General features: G+C 52.3%; 28 protein-coding genes. 22 read left to right on the top strand and 6 right to left on the bottom strand.

From position 1 onward, the window contains the following. Window positions 1-22: 22 nt before the first annotated feature. The gene (locus C7820_RS12235) at window positions 23-1,489 is read right to left on the bottom strand and encodes a spore germination protein (protein ID WP_116231156.1); all 1,467 of its coding nucleotides are present in this window, start codon (window positions 1,487-1,489) and stop codon (window positions 23-25) included. 153 nt (window positions 1,490-1,642) lie between these two features. Between C7820_RS12235 and C7820_RS12230 the strand changes: the two genes are divergently transcribed. From C7820_RS12230 to C7820_RS12220, 3 genes are all read left to right on the top strand, one after another. Continuing rightward, window positions 1,643-2,515 carry a CAP domain-containing protein gene (locus tag C7820_RS12230; protein ID WP_116231155.1) on the top strand — a complete coding sequence of 291 codons (873 nt, stop codon included), beginning with the start codon at window positions 1,643-1,645 and terminating at the stop codon, window positions 2,513-2,515. Between the two features lie 173 nt (window positions 2,516-2,688). After that, window positions 2,689-3,285: an AAA family ATPase gene (locus C7820_RS12225; RefSeq protein ID WP_116231154.1), complete on the top strand. Its 597-nt coding sequence runs from the start codon at window positions 2,689-2,691 to the stop codon at window positions 3,283-3,285. Window positions 3,286-3,299: 14 nt separating this feature from the next. After that, window positions 3,300-3,986, top strand: a complete 687-nt coding sequence (locus C7820_RS12220) for an HAD family hydrolase (RefSeq protein ID WP_116231153.1) — start codon at window positions 3,300-3,302, stop codon at window positions 3,984-3,986. Between the two features lie 51 nt (window positions 3,987-4,037). Here the strand turns inward: C7820_RS12220 and C7820_RS12215 are convergent, their stop codons facing one another. Then, the gene (locus tag C7820_RS12215; protein WP_397334161.1) at window positions 4,038-5,342 is read right to left on the bottom strand and encodes an MFS transporter; all 1,305 of its coding nucleotides are present in this window, start codon (window positions 5,340-5,342) and stop codon (window positions 4,038-4,040) included. A gap of 126 nt (window positions 5,343-5,468) precedes the next feature. On the opposite strand from C7820_RS12215, the gene C7820_RS12210 reads away from it, so the two are divergent. The 5 genes from C7820_RS12210 to C7820_RS12190 all read left to right on the top strand — a co-directional run bounded on the left by C7820_RS12210 (window position 5,469) and on the right by C7820_RS12190 (window position 8,215). Further along, window positions 5,469-5,930 (top strand): GNAT family N-acetyltransferase, encoded by a 462-nt coding sequence (locus C7820_RS12210; RefSeq protein WP_116231151.1) that lies wholly within the window; start codon window positions 5,469-5,471, stop codon window positions 5,928-5,930. A 148-nt stretch (window positions 5,931-6,078) separates the two neighbouring features. Then, entirely contained in the window at window positions 6,079-6,366 is a 288-nt protein-coding gene (locus C7820_RS12205; protein ID WP_116231150.1) for a hypothetical protein, read from the top strand. Between the two features lie 203 nt (window positions 6,367-6,569). Continuing rightward, complete coding sequence (locus C7820_RS12200) at window positions 6,570-7,331, top strand: DUF3891 family protein (protein ID WP_116231149.1); 762 nt, start codon at window positions 6,570-6,572, stop codon at window positions 7,329-7,331. 34 nt (window positions 7,332-7,365) lie between these two features. Next, window positions 7,366-7,854, top strand: a complete 489-nt coding sequence (locus C7820_RS12195) for an 8-oxo-dGTP diphosphatase (protein ID WP_116231148.1) — start codon at window positions 7,366-7,368, stop codon at window positions 7,852-7,854. A gap of 55 nt (window positions 7,855-7,909) precedes the next feature. Further along, window positions 7,910-8,215: an antibiotic biosynthesis monooxygenase family protein gene (locus C7820_RS12190; protein ID WP_116231147.1), complete on the top strand. Its 306-nt coding sequence runs from the start codon at window positions 7,910-7,912 to the stop codon at window positions 8,213-8,215. 70 nt (window positions 8,216-8,285) lie between these two features. On the opposite strand, the gene C7820_RS12185 is transcribed toward C7820_RS12190, so the two are convergent. Then, window positions 8,286-8,756, bottom strand: a complete 471-nt coding sequence (locus tag C7820_RS12185; RefSeq protein WP_116231146.1) for a DinB family protein — start codon at window positions 8,754-8,756, stop codon at window positions 8,286-8,288. A 190-nt stretch (window positions 8,757-8,946) separates the two neighbouring features. On the opposite strand from C7820_RS12185, the gene C7820_RS12180 reads away from it, so the two are divergent. From C7820_RS12180 to C7820_RS12145, 8 genes are all read left to right on the top strand, one after another. Beyond that, complete coding sequence (locus C7820_RS12180; protein ID WP_181909009.1) at window positions 8,947-9,453, top strand: GNAT family N-acetyltransferase; 507 nt, start codon at window positions 8,947-8,949, stop codon at window positions 9,451-9,453. A gap of 43 nt (window positions 9,454-9,496) precedes the next feature. Further along, entirely contained in the window at window positions 9,497-10,312 is an 816-nt protein-coding gene (locus tag C7820_RS12175) for a class I SAM-dependent methyltransferase (protein ID WP_116231144.1), read from the top strand. A 129-nt stretch (window positions 10,313-10,441) separates the two neighbouring features. Continuing rightward, a complete protein-coding gene (locus C7820_RS12170) occupies window positions 10,442-11,200 on the top strand; it encodes a threonine/serine exporter family protein (protein ID WP_116231143.1) in 759 nt (252 codons plus the stop codon). Window positions 11,201-11,212: 12 nt separating this feature from the next. Continuing rightward, on the top strand, window positions 11,213-11,641 hold the full coding sequence (locus tag C7820_RS12165) for a threonine/serine exporter family protein (protein WP_116231142.1): 429 nt from the start codon (window positions 11,213-11,215) through the stop codon (window positions 11,639-11,641). A gap of 49 nt (window positions 11,642-11,690) precedes the next feature. Continuing rightward, window positions 11,691-12,386 carry a response regulator transcription factor gene (locus C7820_RS12160; protein ID WP_116231141.1) on the top strand — a complete coding sequence of 232 codons (696 nt, stop codon included), beginning with the start codon at window positions 11,691-11,693 and terminating at the stop codon, window positions 12,384-12,386. Window positions 12,387-12,388: 2 nt separating this feature from the next. Next, window positions 12,389-13,324: a sensor histidine kinase gene (locus tag C7820_RS12155; RefSeq protein WP_116231140.1), complete on the top strand. Its 936-nt coding sequence runs from the start codon at window positions 12,389-12,391 to the stop codon at window positions 13,322-13,324. Window positions 13,325-13,470: 146 nt separating this feature from the next. Beyond that, on the top strand, window positions 13,471-14,394 hold the full coding sequence (locus C7820_RS12150) for an ABC transporter ATP-binding protein (RefSeq protein ID WP_116231139.1): 924 nt from the start codon (window positions 13,471-13,473) through the stop codon (window positions 14,392-14,394). Continuing rightward, entirely contained in the window at window positions 14,387-15,085 is a 699-nt protein-coding gene (locus C7820_RS12145; protein WP_116231138.1) for an ABC transporter permease, read from the top strand. Before C7820_RS12150 ends, C7820_RS12145 begins: the two co-directional genes overlap by 8 nt. A gap of 140 nt (window positions 15,086-15,225) precedes the next feature. Here C7820_RS12145 and C7820_RS12140 read toward each other — a convergent pair whose 3' ends face one another. Both C7820_RS12140 and pepT read right to left on the bottom strand, forming a co-directional pair. Beyond that, on the bottom strand, window positions 15,226-16,047 hold the full coding sequence (locus C7820_RS12140; protein WP_181909070.1) for a class I SAM-dependent methyltransferase: 822 nt from the start codon (window positions 16,045-16,047) through the stop codon (window positions 15,226-15,228). 2 nt (window positions 16,048-16,049) lie between these two features. Beyond that, complete coding sequence (gene pepT / locus C7820_RS12135) at window positions 16,050-17,288, bottom strand: peptidase T (protein ID WP_116231753.1); 1,239 nt, start codon at window positions 17,286-17,288, stop codon at window positions 16,050-16,052. Between the two features lie 163 nt (window positions 17,289-17,451). On the opposite strand from pepT, the gene C7820_RS12130 reads away from it, so the two are divergent. The 6 genes from C7820_RS12130 (at window position 17,452) to murI (ending at window position 20,734) form a co-directional block, all read left to right on the top strand. After that, on the top strand, window positions 17,452-17,649 hold the full coding sequence (locus C7820_RS12130) for a hypothetical protein (RefSeq protein WP_076167781.1): 198 nt from the start codon (window positions 17,452-17,454) through the stop codon (window positions 17,647-17,649). Beyond that, the gene (locus C7820_RS12125) at window positions 17,646-18,281 is read left to right on the top strand and encodes a pyridoxamine 5'-phosphate oxidase family protein (protein WP_116231136.1); all 636 of its coding nucleotides are present in this window, start codon (window positions 17,646-17,648) and stop codon (window positions 18,279-18,281) included. The genes C7820_RS12130 and C7820_RS12125 overlap by 4 nt, the downstream gene beginning before the upstream one ends. A 36-nt stretch (window positions 18,282-18,317) precedes the next feature. Further along, window positions 18,318-18,713: a VOC family protein gene (locus tag C7820_RS12120; RefSeq protein ID WP_116231135.1), complete on the top strand. Its 396-nt coding sequence runs from the start codon at window positions 18,318-18,320 to the stop codon at window positions 18,711-18,713. A 113-nt stretch (window positions 18,714-18,826) separates the two neighbouring features. Continuing rightward, window positions 18,827-19,294 (top strand): DinB family protein, encoded by a 468-nt coding sequence (locus tag C7820_RS12115; protein WP_076167774.1) that lies wholly within the window; start codon window positions 18,827-18,829, stop codon window positions 19,292-19,294. Between the two features lie 26 nt (window positions 19,295-19,320). Further along, a complete protein-coding gene (locus C7820_RS12110; RefSeq protein WP_116231134.1) occupies window positions 19,321-19,830 on the top strand; it encodes a GNAT family N-acetyltransferase in 510 nt (169 codons plus the stop codon). A gap of 97 nt (window positions 19,831-19,927) precedes the next feature. Further along, complete coding sequence (gene murI, locus C7820_RS12105; protein WP_116231133.1) at window positions 19,928-20,734, top strand: glutamate racemase; 807 nt, start codon at window positions 19,928-19,930, stop codon at window positions 20,732-20,734. Here murI and C7820_RS12100 read toward each other — a convergent pair. After that, window positions 20,731-21,501: an MBL fold metallo-hydrolase gene (locus C7820_RS12100; protein ID WP_244867299.1), complete on the bottom strand. Its 771-nt coding sequence runs from the start codon at window positions 21,499-21,501 to the stop codon at window positions 20,731-20,733. The genes murI and C7820_RS12100 overlap by 4 nt on opposite strands. Window positions 21,502-21,514: the final 13 nt, after the last annotated feature.

Genomic DNA, 21,514 nt, shown 5'->3' with positions numbered 1-21,514 from the left:
TTCCGCCCTATCCATTCAAAGTTCAAGACTTACTCGCCCGTTTTCTTGGCGAACGCAAAAATACATTTTTCGCCCGGCTTTTCCTGGTTGGAGCAACGGGCTGAAGATACGGCGTCCCTAACGGACTGAGGTGAATCAGATGGGACAAGATGGCGATCATGCCGATCGCCGTGCCGAAAAGTCCGAAAATACCGGATAACACGAGCAGCGGGAAGCGCAGCATCCGCATCGGGTAGCCGAACCGGTAACGGGGGATCACAAACGACGATATGCCGGCGGCGGAGACGACGATGACAATCGGCGCCGAGATGATCCCGGCCTGTACCGCAGCCTGTCCAATGACCAACGCCCCCACGATGCTGACGAGCGGACCGATTTGCTGGGGTAACCGAATCCCGGCCTCCCGCAGCCCTTCAAACATAAATTCCATAATAAATACTTCTATGACGGTTGGAAATGGAGCCTGTTCCCTGAGTCCCGTAATGCTTAGCATCAGCTTGGGAGGGACCATTTCCGGATGAAAGGTGGTCAGTGCAATATAAACCGACGGAAACAGGATGGCGAACAGGGCAAACAAATAACGGATCCACCGATTCATGGTGACATACATAAACCGTTCGTAATAATCGTCAGGTGCCTGCAAACCGTCCCAGAACGTCATCGGCACGATCAGAGCGATTGGCGACCCGCTCACCAAGATCCCCACCCGTCCTTCCAGCAGTCCGGAGGATACGACATCCGGCCGCTCGGTGCTCTGCATTTGCGGAAAAGGGGAGAAGTTGGTGTCCTCAATGGATTCTTCGATGTAGCCTGATTCCAGCACACCTTGCAGATCGATCTGCTGAACCCTTGAGCGAATTTCATCCAGCATCGAAGCGGACACAATTCCTTCAATATAGGCAAGTACAACCTCGGTTTGGGTCAGTTTACCGATGTGAAAGGATTCCATCTTCAGGTTTGGCGTGACGATGATTCTGCGCAGCATTGTCGTGTTCGTCCGCAGCGTTTCGGTGAAGCTCTCCCGCGTTCCGCGCAGGGATGCTTCCGTAGACGGTTCCTCGATCGATCTTGCTTCAAATTGTGAGACATTTGTTAGAAGGACAGAAGCTTCCCCATCCGCCAGAATGGCCAAGTTACCTTTTAAAATATCATCTGCTGCATCGTGGAACGTGTTGACCTTCTTCGTTTCCAGTACCGCGAACAGCTGCTGATCACACATTTGCGCAATGCTGTCAATGGGGCCGATCCCCTGGGGGATGCCTTCGTACATTAAAGGCTTAAGGATGACGGACTGGATGATATCCTTGTCAATCATGCCGTCCAAATAAATGAACAGCAGCTTGGTATCCCCTTGCAGGGTAACATCACGGAATATGACGTCCGAGCAGTGCTCGAACATTGTTTTTAGTGTATGTTCATTGTTGACCAAATGGGGGCTGAGCCGCAGATTCGGATCGATGCTGGTTGATCTCTGGCTGGTTGAATTCATAACATGTTCTTCTCCGCTGGGATAATCACTAATTTTTAGATACTATACCCAAACACCCGATAAGCATACTTTGGCGGTATAAATCTTCCTTGTTGCGGAAAAATTAAGTCGGTATCTTACATTCAACCGTATTAGGGAGGCAGCACTCGTCATATGAAAAAAATCGTTATGATCGCCGTTCTGATATTGATTACAGGCTGCGCGGATCACGGCGCTTCAACGGCGCGGCAGCAGGTGACCACCAAGCAGACAAACCGTGCAAGCCATATCCATCAAGCGGCTCCGACCCGAAAAATCGTCACTTCAGCCTCTTCAACGTCTACGGACAGAGCGGGTAAATCCCATTTGACGGTCAAACAAGTCAATCAAAATGACCTGACCTCGGATTTGCTTAATTTGATTCAGCAGCCAGGGGCGGTACCCGGAACTTCACCGCAGCAGCCTGCGGGAACGCCATCCGGGACTCGGACCGGAGCTCCAACCACCCCAGGGGGAACTCCAACGGGAACGCCAACCGGTACGCCAACGGGAACTCCAACGGGAACGCCGGCCAATCAGGCCCCTGCGGGTACCCCCAAAAACCAGGCTCCTTCCGCAGGAACCGGGAACCAGGCTCCATCGGGTACGAACAATCAGCAGACCTCTGCGAGTGGCGATGCCTCAGCATATGCTCAACAAGTGCTCGATCTGGTGAATCAGGAACGCTCCAAAGCAGGTTTGGGAGCACTCAGCATGGATTCCAAACTGTCCAACATGGCAATGGCCAAAGCCAAAGACATGTATGACAACAAGTATTTTGACCATAACTCCCCGACTCACGGATCTCCCTTCGACATGATGAAGGAATACGGGATTACGTACAACTCGGCTGGAGAGAATATTGCCAACGGGCAGACCTCCCCTCAGCAGGTGATGCAGGATTGGATGAACAGCCCGGGACACAAAGCCAACATCCTGAACAAAAGCTACACCCATATCGGGATCGCCTTTTACAATAACGAGTGGGTGCAGGAATTTACAGGATGAGCGGCGGAAGTGCAGCATAGTGCAGTGCACCACAACTCTTCGGGATATCCGGGGAAGCTGCGGCATAGGGTATGGGAAAAACCGGCGGGGCGCTCCGCCGGTTTTTTTGGTGTATAATGGAACGGATGTGAGAAGCAAATCTCCAAAATATCGTCAAAGTTGAGGGATGATGGATGATCCTATGGATAAACGGCGCGTTTGGCGCAGGAAAAACGCAGACCGCCTTCGAGCTTCACCGCCGGATACCGAATTCTTTCGTGTACGATCCAGAGAATGCAGGGTATTTTATCCGCAAAAATATTCCGCCCAGCATCAGGAAGCCCGATTTTCAGGAATATCCGTTATGGCGGGAATTCAACTATGCCATGCTGAAGCACATCGCTTGTGAATACGACGGAGTCATCATCGCTCCAATGACCGTGGTCGATCCGATATATTTTGAAGAAATCGTCGGCCGGCTGCGAACGGACGGCATGACCGTGAAGCATTTTGCGTTATGCGCTCCGCGCGAAGTCATCCTGCAGCGCTTGAAAAGCCGGGGGGAACGATCAAACTCATGGGGTGCTCAGCAGGCCGAACGCTGTATTGAAGGTCTATCCCAAGACATATTCCGGGAGCATATCGATACCGTTGACCTGTCGGTAAGCCAGGTAGCGGAGCGGATTGCGGACATGGCCCATATTCCCCTGCTGCCAGATCATAGGGGTGCGGTGCGGAAGAAATTCGACCAAATCAAAACCCAGTTGGATCATTTCCGGTTTTTTAACTAGGGGGAGAAGAGGGTATGGAAGCCGTTCTGTTTGATTTGGATAATACGCTCGTGAACCGTAAACAGGCGTTTGAGCAGTTTTCGCGAAAATTTATCGACAGGTTTGCCGCCGCGCACAACCCTGAGCATCGCCTGAGGCTGGTGGAACAGCTGCGTGCCGCAGACCGGAATGGCTATCGGGAAAAAAGGGAGCTGTATGAGGAAATGAGGCGGACACTGCCAATGAGGGTGGAGGCGACGACCGCAGAAGACCTGCTCGCTTATTGGTTCGCTGAGTTTCCCTCCTGCACCGTAGCGATGGACGGAGCGGAACTGGTGCTGCGGGAGCTGAAAAGCAGGGAAGTCCGGATCGGGTGCGTCACGAACGGTTCGGCCAGAACCCAGTATGCCAAGCTCGACCAGGTGCAGTTCAGAGGCTACTTCGATGCGATTATCGTTTCGGAAGAGGCGGGGGTCAAGAAGCCGGACCGGCGAATTTACGAAATGGCGCTGAGCAGGCTGCAGGCCCGTCCGGAGAATTGCTGGTTTGTGGGTGACCATCCTGAAAAGGACGCGCAGGGCGCCGCTGCGGCAGGTATGCGTCCCGTACTGCTGCTCACTACGCCTGCTGAATTGGGTCCGCTTCTGCCGGAAGGGACGCTGACGATAAACAAACTGCAGGAGCTCCTTCCGCTATGCACCGGCCCATTCTTGCGGTTTTGAGGGGACGGTGATGGTAGCTGGAAGGTTCCTGCAGGAAGTGGTGCATGGCATTCAGGCTGGAGCGTTCTGGTTAGCCGTCTGCGGAGAAGCGGATTTCTGCTTACGCTCGTTAAACATAAAGTAATAGATGGCCGATGCGCTGACGTATAGGATGCCGGTCATGCTGAAAGTTAGTGCATAGCCCCAGTATGTCCCGTATGCGGTGAGCAAATGGGACTGGACAGGTCCCATCGTAGCCCAGCCGAGCATGAATGCGGTTTGCGTCATCGAGTTGGCGATCCCTCTGCGGGCATCGGATACCCGGTCAACCGTGATCGAGGACTGGATGGGATTGGCCGCATTCATCAGTGCCTGCCTGAAGAGGAAGCTGAAGCAAGCGACTGCGAACAGGTTGGTGAAACCGGTCAGCAGTAAAAAAGGCAGGGACATCATTTGAAACAGCACCACGGCCTTGACCGGTCCGACGCGGCTTGCCAGCGACGGGCCGATCAGCATCGACACGATCGTCATGATCTGGCCGAGTGAAATCAGGATACCGACGGCCGTAAGGGATACGGCAAAGCGGTTTGTAAAGTACAGATTGAGATAAGGCACGACCAGTCCCGAGCCAAGGCCGACAATCAGCTGGGCCAGCGTAAATTTGGCGATGGCGCTCCAGTCCTCCCGTGCTGAAGATGGGAGCGGATGGGACAGGGCCTGCACTGGGGGAGCGGCCGAAGCGTCTTTTTGGACAGCCGGCTTCTGCCGGACCAGCAGCAAGGGCACAAAGGCAAGCACGCTCGCCGCTCCCCCTGTAAACAGCACAGCCTGCAGGCTCTGGATTTTGCTCCAGCCGGCGGACTGGAGCATATCGGCCAGGTAACCGCCGCCGCTGCTGCCGATGACCTGGGCGGCCAGCACAAGGGAGAAGTGGTAGCTGAACAGTTTCAGCCGCTGCTTCTTGTCCGAATTCCCGGCCAGAAACGGGACGGCGATCACCTGGAAGAAGGCCGCAAACAGGCCGGCTGCAGCGGACAGGAGAATCAGGGCGGATTCACCGCTGGCCAGCGACCTGCCCATGAAGCTCAGACCTGTAAACAATGCGCCGGTCATTAAGAGCAGCTTATGGCTGGTACGGTCCCCCAGCAGTCCGATCGGTATGAAAATAAGCGCCGTCGCAAACGACTGGACGCTCACCAGGGTGCCGTTCATCGTATCGGGGTAACCCAGCGTTTGCACGTAAAGATTGTAAAGCACCGAGAACATGCCTGTCCCGATCTGATACAGCAAATTGGCAAGAAAAAAGAGCCGGATATTCCGGTTGAGGCGATTCCATTCTGACGAGACCTGATGCAGTAACCGCATGGTTTGATTAATCCTCCGTCCTGATGCATTAGCTTCTCTATTGTAGCAAGCGGCCCCCAGGGTGGAAAGGAAAACTTTACATATGGCATATGCTAATCAGAAGCTTGGCTCATGAGAACGAAAGAGGTGATTTGCAAGATGGAAATAACCATTCAACCGTGGGGAATCGGCGAGGATATCCCCTATGACTTGCTGCTGCTTGCTGATCCATCCAAAGAGATGGTTGAGGATTACGTCGCAAGGGGCAGGGGATATGGAGCTTACCTGAACGGCGAATTGGCAGGAGAGTACGTGCTGATCGATACGCATCCGAAAACGGTTGAAATCGTCAATATTGCGGTACGGGAAGACCTTCAGGGCAAAGGAATCGGCAAAATGCTGGTCGAAAACGCGGTCGAAGAAGCCAGGAGGCAGGGAGCGCATGCGGTGGAAATCGGCACAGCCAACTCCAGCTTTCCTCAATTGAAGCTCTATCAACGCTGCGGTTTCCGGATCGTGGGCGTGGACCCGGGCTTTTTTATCCGACACTACGAGGAAGTATTCTATGAAGACGGAATCCAAGTGCAGGATATGGTCCGGCTCCGTCTGGATTTGATATAAAGAATAGACCTGAAGGAAAGCGGTCAGAATCGTCATTACAAGGCTGGGGAGTCTATTAAAATGTGTTTCAATCTAGCGGCAAGTATCGTTGCATTGATAGATTTCAAGCATAGGATAATCTATCAAATGGTAAAGGAGGTCATGTCACATGGCTATTTTGTTACCAGAGCAGTTCTACTCGCTAGCCGCTGGTGTCGGCAAGTCGTTCTATGAGAACCTTGCCGGCGGAATCAATGCTGCGGTCACGGTGAATAATACGTCGGCTTTTCCGGTTGACCTTGTCATCACCCGCGTCAACGCCCCTGTTGTCACTTATACGATCCCGGCTGCAAACAGCTTGACGCTGTCGGTGGAACGTCTGCTTGTCGCCGCACTGCTGGCTACAGCTGCCGGTCCGGTGTTCGGTACGATTCAAATCGCTACCTCTGATTTCTAATCCGCAATACCGCTCCTGCACCAGCTTTTCCCCTTCCCCATGTGATATTGAGCCTCCAGCCGGAATGTTCCGGTTGGAGGTTTTTTTCTGCTGATGGTGCAAGGCCGAGGAAGATTGGCGATCCACAAGTAAATTTTTACTGGGAAAATGAGTTGGGAAAAGTTAATATTAGTAAAAACATCAACCGATGGAGGGTGAATGTGATGATTGTCCGAGAACAACCGGAAGGCTTCGTTCTGATTCGCCAGCATGATCATGCCAAGTTATCGGGACAGATCGCAGAGCATTTGTTGCCGGAGTGGATGCCGACAGGATCGGACCGTGAAGCTGCGGTGCTGGCCATTACCCAGCATGATCGCGGCTGGAGATATTTGGACGAGAATCCGCTATGGGATTCAGAAAGCAGTAGCCCGTTTTCCTTTATCAACTATCCGCTTGTACCCAAACTGTCTTCGTACCGAACCGGCCTGGATGAGGCGGAAGCGATGGATCCGTATGCAGGTCTGCTCTGCAGCATGCACTATGCGTCGTTCCAGCAGATCCGTTATGCGGAAGAACCGGAAGCCGCCCGGTTTTACAAGGAAGAGATCCATCGGCAGGAACGGATTCAAAGTCAGCTCAGCGGATTGGACGCCAGCCGGGTGGAGCGCCATTTTAACCTGCTGAAGCTGTGCGACAGCCTGTCGCTGTACGTATGTCTCAATGAGCCAGGAACGTCCGAAGATGAGGAGCATCCATGGTACCGTGAAGGGATCGAGACGGAGATCGCCGGGCTCGAGCATTTGCAGGCCCGATGGGTGGACGAAGGCTGCGTGGCGGTCAGCCTGCCCTTGTTCCGATCGGAGTTCAGCGGGTCGATTACGCTAAAGAGGGTATCGAGACAAGCTATTGAGGAAAAAGGATTGGGTGCAGCCTACGATATGGCCCCGGAAATCACGCAGGATGTTAAATTCCGGAATAAATGAGGAAGAGAACATAGAAAAAAAGGGAGTGCAAGGAATGGAGACTACCAAAACCGCAGCCGTGGAGGTCGCGCTGTATACGATGTGTCTGGTGCGGGACGGCGACCGTGTTCTGCTTCTGAATCGTCCGGATGACCGCGGTTTTCCCGGATATATCGGTCCCGGCGGCAAGGTGGAATTCCCCGAGAGTCTTTCGGACGGGGCGATCCGCGAGGTATGGGAGGAGACCGGGCTCCGGGTAAAGGATCTGGAGTTTAAAGGAATTGACGAATTTGCCGATCCGGCCAAAAATTACCGCTACATGGTGTTCAATTACGTCGCCAACGATTACGAGGGAGAACTCCTCGCCAATCCGCCGGAAGGCGAGCTCCGTTGGGTAACGATCGAGGATGCGCTGGAGCTGCCAATGCAGCCGTGGTTCCGCAAGAGATTTCCGCTCTTCTTCGAGGAGGGAACCTTTGAAATCCATGATGTGTGGGATCAGGAAAAACAGATCACGATCGCGGAATCCGTCAAGAAGCTGTAGATAGGAGGCGGCTGTATCTCTATTTCAACCATATGAACAGTCAGGAGGAAATGATATGATTCTGGAAGCCGCGATGCTGCAGGTGAAGCCGGGGCAGGGCGAAGCATTTGAGCAAGCCTTCCGGGAGGCTTCGGGTATTATATCTGCCATGAAAGGGTACATCGGTCATGAGCTTCAGCGCTGTATGGAGGTTCCAAACAAATACCTCCTTCTCGTGAAGTGGGAAACCCTTGAGGACCATACGGATGGATTCAGGCAGTCCGAATCTTATGCTCGGTGGAAAGGGCTGCTTCATCACTATTACGACCCTTTCCCGGTCGTTGAACATTTTGAGAAAGTAACCTTACCGGGCACATCCTGAAGGGATACTCCTAGAACGTAACGGGAGGAGCCCTATGGTCCAACGCGGCAGCCGAATGAACAGTTATGTATTACTCGAATAAAGAAACGCGCGGGTCGAGTCCCAAATCATGCACGAGCATGGAATGAAGCTGACCCCGGTGATGGTATACATGCGCCAAAATTTCCAGCAGCCAGCCGAACCGAGTATATGATGCCCCCCAGTAGGTGGAAACCTCTTCCTGAAGCTGGGCTTCCGTCAGCGAGCCGTATTTTTGAACAAGGGATTCATAGTTATCTTGAAAGGCTTGGCGGATGCGCGCGCTCGTCGAATACGATGTCCGGCTGTAAAATGCAGCCATCTCTTCCTGAGAGGCACCGTCTGAAATGATCGAATCGGCGAGCGGCAGCATGGCGAGATGCTCCAGCAGCTCGCCTACGGAAAATTTGCCGGGGGTCGGCCGTTTCGGCAGATCGCTTTCATCCAGACCGTCCATGATCTCGAGAATGGAACGAATTGCAACGTCTATATGATGCAGCGCGCTTTGGCAGCAGGGATTCATGGTTTTATCTCCTCCATTATTACAGGTAAGTATGTACATAGCGATGATCGAAGAATTTTGAACGAGAACATTTGTTCTTGTTTTTTATTATAATGGCAAGCCAGACGGTGATCAAGTTTTTTCGAGACTGATTAACGCTGGTGAGAATGGATGCATTGGAATGTGTACTATGCGGAAGGAGATTTTTCGTATGAGCATCAGACAGGCTGCATATGATGATTACCCGGTGCTGGCCAAGGTCCACGTGGAAAGCTGGAAAACGACCTACAGAGGCATGATCGCAGACGCCTATCTGGACCAGCTGACGGTAGAGAGCCGGCTGGATCGGTGGAAGCAGCTTCTAAGCCGGGGGGACAAGGACTTATGGACATTCGTTTCCGAGGATGAAGCCGGACGGGTGTGCGGTTTTATACAAGGGGGAAAATGCCGGGAAGAAGGGGCCGGGTATGATGCGGAAATCTACGCCTTGTATTTGCTTCAGGAACATCAGGGAAAGGGATACGGGAGGTTGCTGGTGAACACGCTGATCCAAGCCTTCCGGGAGAACGGCTTCGGTTCCATGTACGTATGGGTGCTCAAGGATAATCCGGCGCGTCAATTTTATATAAAAATGGGTGGAAGTCCTGTCTCTGAAAAAACGCTGAATATCGCCGGCCAGGCGGTTCTGGAAACCGGTTTGGCTTGGGATAAGCTCTGAAATAGGAAGGACGGGAATCCGTCTATAGAAAGGAAGCGGAAAGATGGGCAGCATAATCGATTACTATAATCAGTTTGATGAATGGGGGAGACTGGAACGGGAGCCGGTCGAATTTATGGTCAACCTCCATTTCATTAAACGGTATTTGAAGCCGGGAACACATGTCCTCGACAACGGGGCGGGGCCGGGCAAATATGCGGTTGCGCTGGCGCAGGAAGGCTATGACGTAACCTTGACCGATTTGTCTCCGCGACTCGTCGGCATTGCGGCCGGCAAGGTGAAGGAATGCAAGCTGGAGGAACGGTTCCAGGGGATACACGTGGCCGATGCAAGAAATCTTGGAAAATTTGAAGACGGGCGGTTTGACGCTGTGTTGATGCTTGGGCCGCTGTACCATCTTCAGCAGGAGAAAGACCGGAACCAGGCGGCCCGGGAGCTCTTCCGGGTGGTCAAACCCGGCGGACATGTATTTGTCGCCTTTATGTCCCGGACGAGGCACTTGATCAATTCGCTGCTGCATCCGCAGTCCTGGAAGCCGAATGATACGATGGACGGCATTGATGAGTTTATGAGAACGGGTGTATTCAACCACAGCGATGATGGCCGGTTTACGGGAGCTTATTATTTTCCGATTGATGAAATTCGTCCCTTCATGGAGCAGCACGGCTTCGACAGCGTGAAGTTAATCGCATCCGGCAGCGTGGTGCAGTCTATGAACGAGGAACAGTGGGCATACTGGCGGGGCCGCGGTCCAGAGCAATATCAGCGGTTCCTGAACCGTGTCATGGAGGCAGCAGAAGACCCATATATCCTAGGTGCTTCCTCTCATCTGCTGTATATCGGAGTCAAGCCCCAATAACCGAAGGGTACTTCTTACTCCGGAGGATACCGCTCGATTTCGAGGAAGTGACGCTTGTCCGTGTTTTTGTCCGGCAAACCGATTATACTGTAACTAACATAGGGTTTTGCGCATACGGGAGGAAGAGCTTTGGAAGACTTGGTGCAAAGGGAGCACGAAATCATGAAGGTATGCCTGCTCGCCGGGCAAATCATGCTGCAGAGCGGAGCGGAGACGTACCGGGTGGAAGATACCATGGTGCGGATTGCCGCTTCTTTTGGCGTGGATAAAACGCATAGCTACATGACCCCTACGGGACTCATTTTTTCTATGGAGGATCCGCAGCCGATCACGAGGCTGAACCGGATTTCGGACCGGACGACGAATTTGCATAAAATCGACCGCGTGAACAGCGTATCCCGCCGCATCAGCAAAGGGGAGCTGACCATCGCTGAAGCGCGCCGGGAGCTGGAAAACATCCAGCGGACAGGCGATATTTACCCGCTGTGGCTGCGGTTGCTGATGGCGGCGCTGGCCAGCGGCTGTTTCCTGATCATGTTCCGCGGCATTTGGCCCGATTTCCTGCCCGCGGCTGTGGCCGGAGGTCTCGGATATTACTGCACGCTGATGCTGCAGCGGATGATTCCGGTCAAGTTCTTCGCCGAGTTTTCGGGAGCGCTGGCGATCGGCCTCTGCTCGATCCTGTTCGTCAAATTCGGCTTCGGCCGGGACCTGGACATTATCGTCATCAGCTCGGTTATGCCGCTCGTGCCGGGACTGCTGATTACCAACGCGATCCGCGATTTGATGGCAGGCCACCTGGTTTCCGGCTTGTCGAAGGGGGCCGAGGCGTTCATCACCTCTTTTGCGATCGGGGCGGGCATCGCGTTTATGCTGTCATTTCAATGAGGAGGATGCCGCATGTACATTGAACAACTCATCACGAGCTTCGTCGCGTCGGCTGCGTTTGGCATGCTCTTCAACACCCCGAAAAAGGCGCTGCTGCAGTGCGGATTTGCCGGGATGGTCGGCTGGCTGCTGTATATATGGCTTCAGGATATGCACGTGCTGCGAATTACGGCCACCGTGGTCGCCAGTTACTGCGTCACGATGATCAGCCATTTGTTCGCCAAAAGGTACCGCACGCCGATCATCGTGTTCAGCGTATCGGGCATCATTCCGCTGGTCCCCGGCGGAACGGCTTATGACGCGATGCGCAACGCGGTCGAGAACCAGTATGACCAGGCCGTCCAGCTGGGAGCCGAAGCCTTTATGATTTCGGGCGCGATTGCCCTTGGCCTGCTGTTGTCGGAAGTGACCAATCAGCTCATCCGGAAGTGGAGAGTGTAGGTGTTGGAAATTTTACCGGTCAAAATACGAGGAGCTCGGGGGGATCTGCGTGCCAAAGCGCATTCTGATAATCGAAGACGATAAGGAAATCAGCCAGCTGATTGAGAGTCATTTAAAACAGGAAAACTATGAAGTGTTTGTCGCGCTGGATGGGGAAGAAGCGGAATCATTTATTGATAAGGAGGAGTTTGATCTGGTTTTGCTGGATTTAATGCTTCCTAAAGTAAATGGCATGGATGTGCTCAAGCAGATCAGGGAAAGAAGCGTCGTTCCCGTCGTTATTATTTCCGCAAAAGGCAGCGACCTTGACAAGGCTCTAGGACTTGGTTTTGGCGCAGATGATTATCTAAGCAAGCCGTTCTCCATGATTGAGCTAACCGCCAGAGTGCAGGCTGCCATACGCAGGGCAACGCAATATATCCGGACGGAAAATCAGCCGACGGAGGATCGGATTCATTATAAGGACCTCACTCTTGATTTAAGCACGTTTTCTGTGCAGGTCCGAGGTCAGAGTGTTACGCTCACCTCCAAGGAGTTTCATATTCTGAAATTATTCTTAACTTATCAGAGCAGGGTGTTCACCAAGGAGCAAATCTATCAATTCGTCTGGCAAGACGATTATTATGGGAATGAAAACGTGATTAACGTTCATATCCGCAGGCTTCGAGAAAAAATCGAGGAGGATCCTTCCAATCCTCAGTTTATTCGTACCGTTTGGGGCATCGGATATAAATTGGGAGGGTAGCCATGGTTATTTTTCTAAGCGCGGCTATTGCTGTTTTGCTCCTAATGAATATTTGGCAGTTTGTTTCCCGCAGAACATGGAATCGGAATGTACAGGAAATATCGAATAAAATCATGGAGATCATCGAACATCAAACCGCCGAGAAGGTGCTTTTCCAAACCGACCAGCAAGCCGTGCAGCAGTTGCTGATCCAAATCAACCGTCTGCTGGATTACAACCAAAGAGTGATTGCGGATTATGCCAGAACCAAGGATAGTCTGAAGAAAATGATATCCAACATGTCCCACGATTTGAAAACGCCCCTGACGGTCATTCTGGGATATGCCGAAAAGCTGAACCAGGAAGAATCGATTACCGAAGAAGAAAGGAAGCAGGTGATTCTGCGGCTAAACGATAAAGTGAACAGTCTGGTCGCATTGCTTAACCAGTTTTTTGATCTCGTTAAAATCGAGTCGGAAGACTACGAAATCCCGCTCAGCAAAATTTCCCTCAATGAGATTTGCCGCCAAAGCGTGCTTGAATTTTATGAGCTTCTGACATCCCGAGGTCTTCGGGTGGAGCTTGAAATTCCGGAGCGTCCCCTTTACATACTCGCTAATGAGCATGCGCTGCAACGAATATTAAACAATTTAATATCAAATTCAATCCGGTATGGAAGCGACGGAGGCGTGTTTGGTTTAACGCTTCGGGAAGAAGGCGAATCGGTTGCTGTCGACGTCTGGGATCGCGGAAAAGGCATTACAGAAGTTCACCAAGACCGCGTGTTTGAAAGACTTTACACATTAGATGACGCCCGAAACCCGCAATTTCAGGGTAGCGGACTAGGCCTTAGCATTTCGAAACGTTTAACGGAGGCCATGAAAGGATCGATTCGGCTTACGAGCACACCGTTTGAGAAAACGACGTTTACATGCATTTTTAAACAGGTGCCATATTAGATCTCCCGTAAGAGGTGTTCTGTCTGAACGCCTTTTTTTACGAACTTAAGAAACTTGTAAGGATTGAGTAAGAAAAATGATCCATTCCTTGCTTTACGATAGAAGTAATTCAAAGGATGAATATAGACGGGAGGATCATAACTCAAATGAGCGACGTCATTCGAACCTATGAGCTTACCAAAACGGTAAAGGGAAAAACGATTACTTCGAATGTTAATCTCACGGTAAAAAAAGGAGAAACTTACGGCTTGCTTGGACCGAACGGTGCCGGTAAAACGACGATCATGAAAATGCTCACGGGACTCATCATCCCCACATCGGGAGAAATCATGCTATTTGGCAAGAAGTTTACGGAATCTGCAAAAGACGGGTTAAAGCGAGTCGGGAGCATCATTGAATATCCGATATTTTTCGAACATCTAACAGCCATGGAGAACTTGCGGATTCACTGTGATTATCTGGGCTTTTATGACGGAAAGGCCATCACCCAAGCGCTGGATATGGTCAATTTGCATGGGATTGATGACAAGAAAGTGAAGGACTTCTCGCTTGGCATGAAACAGCGTCTGGGAATCGTCCGTGCCATGATTACGAAGCCTGAGCTTATTGTCCTGGATGAACCCACCAATGGGCTGGATCCCATCGGGATTAAAGATATGCGGGAATTAATCCGGATGTTAAACAAGGAATATGGCATAACGTTTCTCCTGTCTAGTCACATCCTGGGTGAAATCGAGCAGATGGCTGACCGAATCGGGATGATTCAGCACGGGAAACTGGTGAATGAAGTCGCACTGGCCGACATTCAGAAGCTGCGGACCGATTATATTGAACTGGTCACTTCGAATGTGCAGAAAACGGTCTATATACTTGAACATAAGCTGCAAATTTCCAACATCAAAATTGTGAAGGATACAAGGATTCGTGTATACGACACAGCCCGATCCACAAGTGATATTTCGAAAACATTGATATCGAACGATATTGAAATTGAGGAAATTCAGAAGCATACGAGTACGTTGGAAGACTATTTTTACAACCAAATCCAGGGGGGCGATAAAATTGACTAAACTGATTGAGCTCGAGTGGAGAAAATTAGAGCAGAAGAAGGTTATCGGTGAAGTGATAATCTATTGGGTGATCCTTATGTTTCTTCCCGTTTTCTTTTTAAAAGTGGTCATGGCTGATTTAGCGTTCACGGATTTTGAGGAGAGTTATTCAAGCGCGATGGAGCTGATGTCGGCGATCCAAATGGGGTTTGTTCTGTTCGGCGCCTCCATGATTAATCACGTATTTATCGAGGAATATAAGAATAAAACGATGTCCCTTTCATTCGGATATCCCATTAGCCGCAAGAAACTGGTTATGGCCAAAGTTTGGTTTATCTTCCTGGCGGTTTTCCTGTGTACGCTTATATCTTTTGTACTATCCGGAATTACCACCTATGTGTTCGATTTGTTCATCGACGTCATTCACGGACTGCCAACCCTCGCGGACATCATTTCGTTTACGGTCAAGTCGATCGTTCATTCCGCGGTTGTCTCGGTGATCAGCTTTGTTCCGCTGTTTTTGTTCGGGATCTGGAAGAGGGCGGTCATTCCGACCGTGATTTGCTCTGTTTTTCTCATGCAGTTCCCGAATTTCGCAGGACTGCTTCATATTCCGTTGAACACGAACATGTTATACGTAGTGCTGGGCCTGATTGGCTTGGTCAGTGTTTACTTGTCAATTGCCAAAGTGAATCAAGTGGGGGATATTTAGCGATGAAGAATTACTTTTAAGGGGATCAGGGCTGAAGAAGCAGGCAAAAAAATCAGGCGTCAGCGGTTCGATGTACTTCCCTTTATCTGAGGAGGAAAGTAAAACCGGCTGCTTGGCCTGATTTTTTGTCATCTTCAGGTTTATCTTACGCCGAGTCTCATCCGGTAGCTGAACAAAACCTGCAGCGTCCTTTCCTGGAAGAAGTCAACGACGACCTGTTTGAAACGCTTAATGTCTTCATCCAACTCCTTCGGGTTTAGCCGGAGGACCGTTTGAACTCCGCCCTGGCTCATTGCGATGCCGAAATACGTGTCAGCATCGCAATCCTCCGCATGATGGAACACAATTTCCTTGGCGAACCTGAAATGGCCGCTGTCCTTAATGGCCGCGAGATGCTTTTCCTTATCCCTTTTGACAGCCTGCTTCTCCTGGCTGAGCTGCTCGCGGATGATGCCGTCGGCCCGGTTGATCACTTCTTCGTAAGCTTGCTCCACCTGCCAATACAGTGTCGGCGGCCAGTCGCAATCGTAGACGGCGAAGATGCCGCCGGGCTTCAGCACCCGGACAGCCTCCAGCAGCGTGCTTGCCGGCTCCATCCAGTGAAAAGACTGCGAGCACGTAATAATATCGGCGGTTTCGCTGCCGACGGCAAGCTGGTTGGAGTAGCCTGCCATAAAGCGGATGTGGGCTGCATCCGTCATCTGCTCCAGCTTGGACTCCGCGACGCTGCGCATGTCGTCATTCGGCTCGATGCCGATAACCTGATCCGCGTGCTTTTTCCAGACAAGCGTGGACAGCCCGGTGCCGCAGCCCAGATCGAGCACCAGTTCCGGCTTGCGCTGAAGGTACCCAGTCAGGAGGGACGTCACCAGAGGAGGCGCTGCGGGCCGGTAGCGGTCGTAGGTATCCCCGTATCCGGAGAAACGTTCGATATTGCGCTGGTTGTTTCCCTCCGGAACGATGCTCATACGCCTCTTGCTTCAAAGCGCTTCAGAATTTCGATGATGACCTGTACCGACTTCAGCATATTGTCGACGGAAATGTATTCGAACTTGCCGTGGAAGTTTTCACCGCCCGTAAAAATATTCGGCGTCGGCAGCCCCATATAGGAGAGCTGGGAACCGTCCGTTCCGCCGCGGATCGGCTTGACAATCGGCGTGATGCCCAGGCTTTCCATCGCTTCGTAGGCTACGTCGACGATCTCTTTCACCGGCTCGATTTTTTCCCTCATGTTATAGTACTGATCGCGCATTTCCAGAGTGACGCGCTCCTCGCCGTATTTGGCCTGAAGCTGCTTTACGACCTGGGTCAGATGCTCCTTCTTGGCGGCAAATTCCGTCCGGTCAAAATCGCGGATGATGTACTCCATTTTTGTGCGTTCGGTATCTCCGTTCTGCGAGAGCAGATGATAGAACCCTTCATAGCCTTCCGTATGCTCGGGCGCCTGCTCCGGTGGAAGCATGGAATTCAGCTCCATGGCGATTTTGATCGAGTTGACCATCTTGTTCTTCGCCGTGCCCGGATGAACGTTGGTGCCTTGGATCGTGATGCTGGCCTTGGCTGCGTTAAAGCTCTCGTATTCCAGCTCGCCAAGAGGACCGCCGTCCACGGTGTAGGCAAAATCGGCGTTGAAAGCCGCAACATCGAATTTCTCGGGGCCGCGGCCGATTTCTTCGTCGGGGGTAAACGCGACTCTGACCGTCCCGTGCTTGATTTCCGGATGGCCGATCAGGTAAGCCATCGCCGTCATGATTTCGGCAATGCCGGCTTTGTTATCCGCGCCAAGCAGGGTCGTACCGTCTGTCGTGATCAGCGTGTGCCCTTTGTACTGAGGCAGCTCAGGAAACAGCTTTGGGGAAAGGACGACGCCTAGTCCCGCGTTCAGAACGATATCGCCTCCGTCATAGTTGTCGACGATTTGCGGATTGACGCCTTTGCCGGTAAAATCCGTGGCGGTATCCACATGGGCGAGTAAGCCGATCGTCGGCACGCCATCCTTGTCCGTATTGGAAGGAAGCGTGGCCATGACATAGCCGTTCTCATCCATCGTGACGTCCTTCATGCCGATGGAATTCAGCTCCTCCACCAGCATGCGCGCGAGGGTAAGCTGTCCCGGGGTCGAAGGCGTGGTGCTGCTTTCTTCATTCGATTGAGTCTCCACCCTGGCGTATGAGATTAACCGTTCCGTGAGTTCCTGTTTCAACATCCTTCATCTCCCTTTATGTAAATGGTGTACTACTTGATATGATATCATGGGCATGGGGCAAAATCACAAGCTTGATCCGAAAAGCCGAAGTGATTAGTGCCCGTCCGGCTGTCTTCCCTGTCCAAAACGATTATAATAGGTTCATGGAGGTGCGTTGGAAGTGTCGGTTAACGTGTTCAGCCTAGTATTTTCGCTTGTCGTGATCGGCTTGATCCTTTTGTTTTTCTTCGGCTTGTTCAAATACGTATCCAACGGCAGCAGGCATGTCAGAAATTCCGATGCCGCCTTGAGGAGAGTTGAGGAGAAGCTGGATTACATTATATACAAAATGAATGAGAAACAGGGGGATGAGCGATGACGGCAAGTCCTTTTAAGGCAATCATTCAATCGGAGGAGGAGCTTCGATTACTGAACAGTCCTCCCAGCGAGCTGGTTAGGAACAAGGTTATCACTCGTTTGGATTCCCACTGCCGCGAATTTATTTCCAAGTCTCCGCTGCTGTTCCTGTCCACGAGTGACGCGGAGGGCGGCTGCGACGTATCACCCCGCGGCGATGCACCGGGCTTTGTATACATATTGGATGATACGCGGCTGGTCATTCCGGAAAGACCAGGTAACCGGAGGTATGATTCGCTGCTAAATATTTTGCAGAATCCGAGTGCCGGGCTGATCTTTATCATTCCAGGGCTGGAGGAGACGCTCCGGATTAACGGAAAGGCCTGCATTACTGCGGATCCTGAGCTGATGGAGAAAATGTCCGCCCAGGGGAAGATCCCGCAAATAGGCATCGGTGTGGAGGTCGAGGAGTGCTATATTCACTGTGCCAAAGCCTTCAAGCGCTCCAAGCTTTGGGATCCGGAACAATGGCCGAAGCGGGAGAAGCTGCCAAATCCTGCCGCCATCATCGCGGATCATGTGCGCGGATTAAAGGTTACGGAGGAGCAGGTTGCACGATCGCTGGCGGAAAGCTACGAAAAGCGATTATATTAAATAGAACGGATATGATCTTTAATAGGGGGGCTGGCTTTGAGCATCATTCCGATGTTGGCCGTTCATGATGCTGTCGCTGCAATTTCTTTTTACCAATCGGTGTTTGGCGCGACGGAAGCGAACCGGATGGTTACGGAAGACGGGAAAACATCGCATGCTGAAATCCGGGTCGGTGCTTCGCGGTTCATGGTCGCGGACGAATTTCCGGAGCATAATACCGCAGCGGAAACACTCGGTGGGACGCCGGTGATTTTGTATATCACCGTTGAGGATGCATTGGAAACAGTGAACAACGCCGTTGCGGCTGGAGCGTCCTTACTTAGGAAGGTTGCCGCACAGCCTCAGGGGGACTTGGTTGGGAAGATCAAGGATCCGTTCGGCCATGTCTGGATGGTTGCCGAGCCCTTGAAGACCGTACCTCAGAAAAAATAATTTAAGGAAATTGAAAATACGGAACAATTTTCCGGGAGGGCCGCCCGGTCGGGGCAAGCGTCGGGTTCATAACATGAACAATGAGCGTAGGAACACTGCGCCAGGAGGAAATGATGAAATCCCTTTTTCTATATAATTGGCAGGTACGCGATGAATGGTTTGATGTCTGCGCACAGTTAAGTCATGAAGAATTACTGAAGGAGCGAACGGGCGGAGTTGGCTCCATCCTGAAAACCTTGTTCCACATCGCTGACGTCGAGTACAGTTGGATGCTGGCTGCCGAAGGCAAGGAGGCTGCAGAACCAAAATTCGAGGATTTCGCGACCCTGAGCAAAGTCAGAGCCTTGTCCGACAGCTACGTGACAGAGCTTCGTCCGCTGATTCTGAGCCGGAGTCCTGAGCGGGACGGGGAAATCGTCAAGGCCGCCTGGCATGCCGAACCTTTGCGTTACGGTGAGGTCGCAAAGCACGTCATCGCCCATGAAATTCATCATATGGGCCAGCTGTCCGTTTGGGCCAAAGAGCTTCATGTGCCAAGGGTTTCGGCCAATTTTATCGGCCGTGGACTTGGTGAGCAGTAAAACTTGAAGGAAGGTAACCATTAGGCATGGAAATGCAGATTCAACCGATGACCCGGGAAGCTGCCGCCCGGATATCTACATGGCGCTATCCGGCGCCGTACGACTTCTATAGTATGGCAGCAGATGAAGAAGATATATTGGAGCTGATGAACGGGGATTATGCAGCAGCGTCGGACTCCGCCGGAAATTTGGTCGGTTTTTACTGCACGGGCAATTCAGCCCGTGTTGCCGGAGGTTATGGGGCCGGTCTATATGAAGATGATACCTGCGTTGATTACGGATTGGGCATGAATCCCGAGCTGACGGGGCAGGGCGCCGGCCTGGATTTTGTAAAAGCGGGCATGGCTTATGTTTCCGATAAGTTTCCCGGGAAGGGAATCCGCCTGGCGGTAGCCAAATTCAATCAGCGTGCCGCAAAGGTATACAGCAGGGCAGGATTCAGGGAGACCTGCGAGTTCTCCTCGATGGTGGGGGGGCGGAACGTGCTCTTTATCGGCATGGTTTACAGATTTCCCGAAGATGCCCGGACAACATGATATAATAACTCCGGGGCTGACGGCCCCGGATGGAACATCGCCGGGCAGCCATTGATATGCGCCCGGAGCAATTATTAAGAAAAATCAGGTGAACAACATGCGAATTGCGCTTTTTGATTCAGGCCTCGGCGGACTGACCGTGCTGTCTGAAGCCGTAAAGCAGCTGCCCAACGAAGACTTTTTATTTTTTGCAGACACGCTTCACGTTCCTTACGGAACCAAGACAAAGGATCAGGTTCTCGATTATGTCCGCCAGTCCGTGGACATGATTCTGCAGGACGAGATCAAAGCGCTTGTCATTGCCTGCAATACGGCGACGAGCGCCGCGGCGGAGGAGCTTCGCCGGGAATACGACATTCCGATCATCGGGATGGAGCCTGCGGTTAAGCCCGCGGTTGAAAGGAACCGGCTGACCGGGAAAAGGGTGCTGGTGGCGGCAACCCCGCTGACCCTGCACCAGTCTAAATACACCCAGCTCGTTTCCAGGGTGGATGACCACAGCATCGTAGACTCCCTGCCGCTCCCCGAGCTGGTCGGGTACTGCGAATCGCTGGAGTTCGACCCGGACCGGATGACACGGTATTTTCTGGATAAATTTGCTAATTATCGGCTGGAGGAATACGGAACCCTGGTGCTCGGATGCACGCATTATCCCTTCTATACCCGGATCTTGAGGCAGATTCTGCCGCCGCATATTGAGATCATTGACGGGAGCGCCGGAACGGTGCGGAGGCTGGACTATATTCTTAAGAAAACGGGAACGTCCGGAACGCAGCGCGGAGGAGATATCCGTTTTGCCTGTTCCAGCGGGGATCCGGAATATATGGCAAAAATGCATAGAGCTTACGACTACTACAGCACTCAGGTCGCCGGCTGCGAACGGGCCGTTGATCCTTCTTTCTAAAGGGAACGCTGCGTTCCGCTTAGCTCCAGTAGACGCTGCACAACGGGTCCTTCAAGTTTTCCGCCGTGGTAGCAAATGACGGATGATATGTCGTAGGCGGCCAGTTGGGCGATGGACTGCGTCGCAAGCGGCATATCGACGGTCGTGTCGGCATCCGGCCCATGCAGCTCTCCGTCAACGACCCGGAGGGCGTCGGCCGCGATCAGCGTCCGGGTCGGCCGATGGTATAAACTGATATGCCCGGGAGTGTGCCCCGGTGTGCCAATCACGACGATGCCGCCACAGATGGGGAGCTCTTCCCCTTCATGGATGATTGTATCGACAGGCGACCGGGGTGGATTCTCCAGCGTAGAAATAAAGGCATTACGCCATTCAGCAGGTACTTCCGGAGGCAGGGACGCTTTGGCCCGTTCGATCGCCTCCGGGGTTACCTTGATCAAACGCTTTTCACCCTGAATATAGGGCCTTTCTTCTTGACTGGACATGACTTCCACCGGACGAGGGGCGTGCTGGCGTATGGCTGGCAGGCTGCCGATATGATCCAGATCCTGATGCGTAATGATGACATGGGTAATCGAATCGATCGATAGGCCATGGGACTTCATCGCTTCCCGCAAGAGGGGGTACTGACCGGGGTAGCCGGTGTCAATCAGGAGCGTATCGTTTCCATCCGTAATGACCGCAGGGTGAACGGTGTTAACGCTGCCCATCATGACGGCGGATACGTCCAGCATAAACACGCTTGCGGCAGTTTGGTTCGTACTCATCCTTCGATTCCTC

Origin of the sequence: Paenibacillus sp. VMFN-D1, assembly GCF_003386155.1 — a bacterium.
GTDB classification, from domain to species: Bacteria; Bacillota; Bacilli; order Paenibacillales; family Paenibacillaceae; genus Paenibacillus_AQ; species Paenibacillus_AQ favisporus.
Note: the sequence above shows the minus strand (reverse complement) of the source record. Positions and strands in the feature narration are given on the sequence as shown.

Coding starts and splice junctions, on each gene's coding strand:
- C7820_RS12235 (WP_116231156.1), bottom strand. CDS start 1,489: ATGAATTCAACCAGCCAGAGATCAACCAGCATCGATCCGAATCTGCGG.
- C7820_RS12230 (WP_116231155.1), top strand. CDS start 1,643: ATGAAAAAAATCGTTATGATCGCCGTTCTGATATTGATTACAGGCTGC.
- C7820_RS12225 (WP_116231154.1), top strand. CDS start 2,689: ATGATCCTATGGATAAACGGCGCGTTTGGCGCAGGAAAAACGCAGACC.
- C7820_RS12220 (WP_116231153.1), top strand. CDS start 3,300: ATGGAAGCCGTTCTGTTTGATTTGGATAATACGCTCGTGAACCGTAAA.
- C7820_RS12210 (WP_116231151.1), top strand. CDS start 5,469: ATGGAAATAACCATTCAACCGTGGGGAATCGGCGAGGATATCCCCTAT.
- C7820_RS12205 (WP_116231150.1), top strand. CDS start 6,079: ATGGCTATTTTGTTACCAGAGCAGTTCTACTCGCTAGCCGCTGGTGTC.
- C7820_RS12200 (WP_116231149.1), top strand. CDS start 6,570: ATGATTGTCCGAGAACAACCGGAAGGCTTCGTTCTGATTCGCCAGCAT.
- C7820_RS12195 (WP_116231148.1), top strand. CDS start 7,366: ATGGAGACTACCAAAACCGCAGCCGTGGAGGTCGCGCTGTATACGATG.
- C7820_RS12190 (WP_116231147.1), top strand. CDS start 7,910: ATGATTCTGGAAGCCGCGATGCTGCAGGTGAAGCCGGGGCAGGGCGAA.
- C7820_RS12185 (WP_116231146.1), bottom strand. CDS start 8,756: ATGAATCCCTGCTGCCAAAGCGCGCTGCATCATATAGACGTTGCAATT.
- C7820_RS12180 (WP_181909009.1), top strand. CDS start 8,947: ATGAGCATCAGACAGGCTGCATATGATGATTACCCGGTGCTGGCCAAG.
- C7820_RS12175 (WP_116231144.1), top strand. CDS start 9,497: ATGGGCAGCATAATCGATTACTATAATCAGTTTGATGAATGGGGGAGA.
- C7820_RS12165 (WP_116231142.1), top strand. CDS start 11,213: ATGTACATTGAACAACTCATCACGAGCTTCGTCGCGTCGGCTGCGTTT.
- C7820_RS12155 (WP_116231140.1), top strand. CDS start 12,389: ATGGTTATTTTTCTAAGCGCGGCTATTGCTGTTTTGCTCCTAATGAAT.
- C7820_RS12150 (WP_116231139.1), top strand. CDS start 13,471: ATGAGCGACGTCATTCGAACCTATGAGCTTACCAAAACGGTAAAGGGA.
- C7820_RS12125 (WP_116231136.1), top strand. CDS start 17,646: ATGACGGCAAGTCCTTTTAAGGCAATCATTCAATCGGAGGAGGAGCTT.
- C7820_RS12115 (WP_076167774.1), top strand. CDS start 18,827: ATGAAATCCCTTTTTCTATATAATTGGCAGGTACGCGATGAATGGTTT.
- C7820_RS12110 (WP_116231134.1), top strand. CDS start 19,321: ATGGAAATGCAGATTCAACCGATGACCCGGGAAGCTGCCGCCCGGATA.
- murI (WP_116231133.1), top strand. CDS start 19,928: ATGCGAATTGCGCTTTTTGATTCAGGCCTCGGCGGACTGACCGTGCTG.
- C7820_RS12100 (WP_244867299.1), bottom strand. CDS start 21,501: ATGAGTACGAACCAAACTGCCGCAAGCGTGTTTATGCTGGACGTATCC.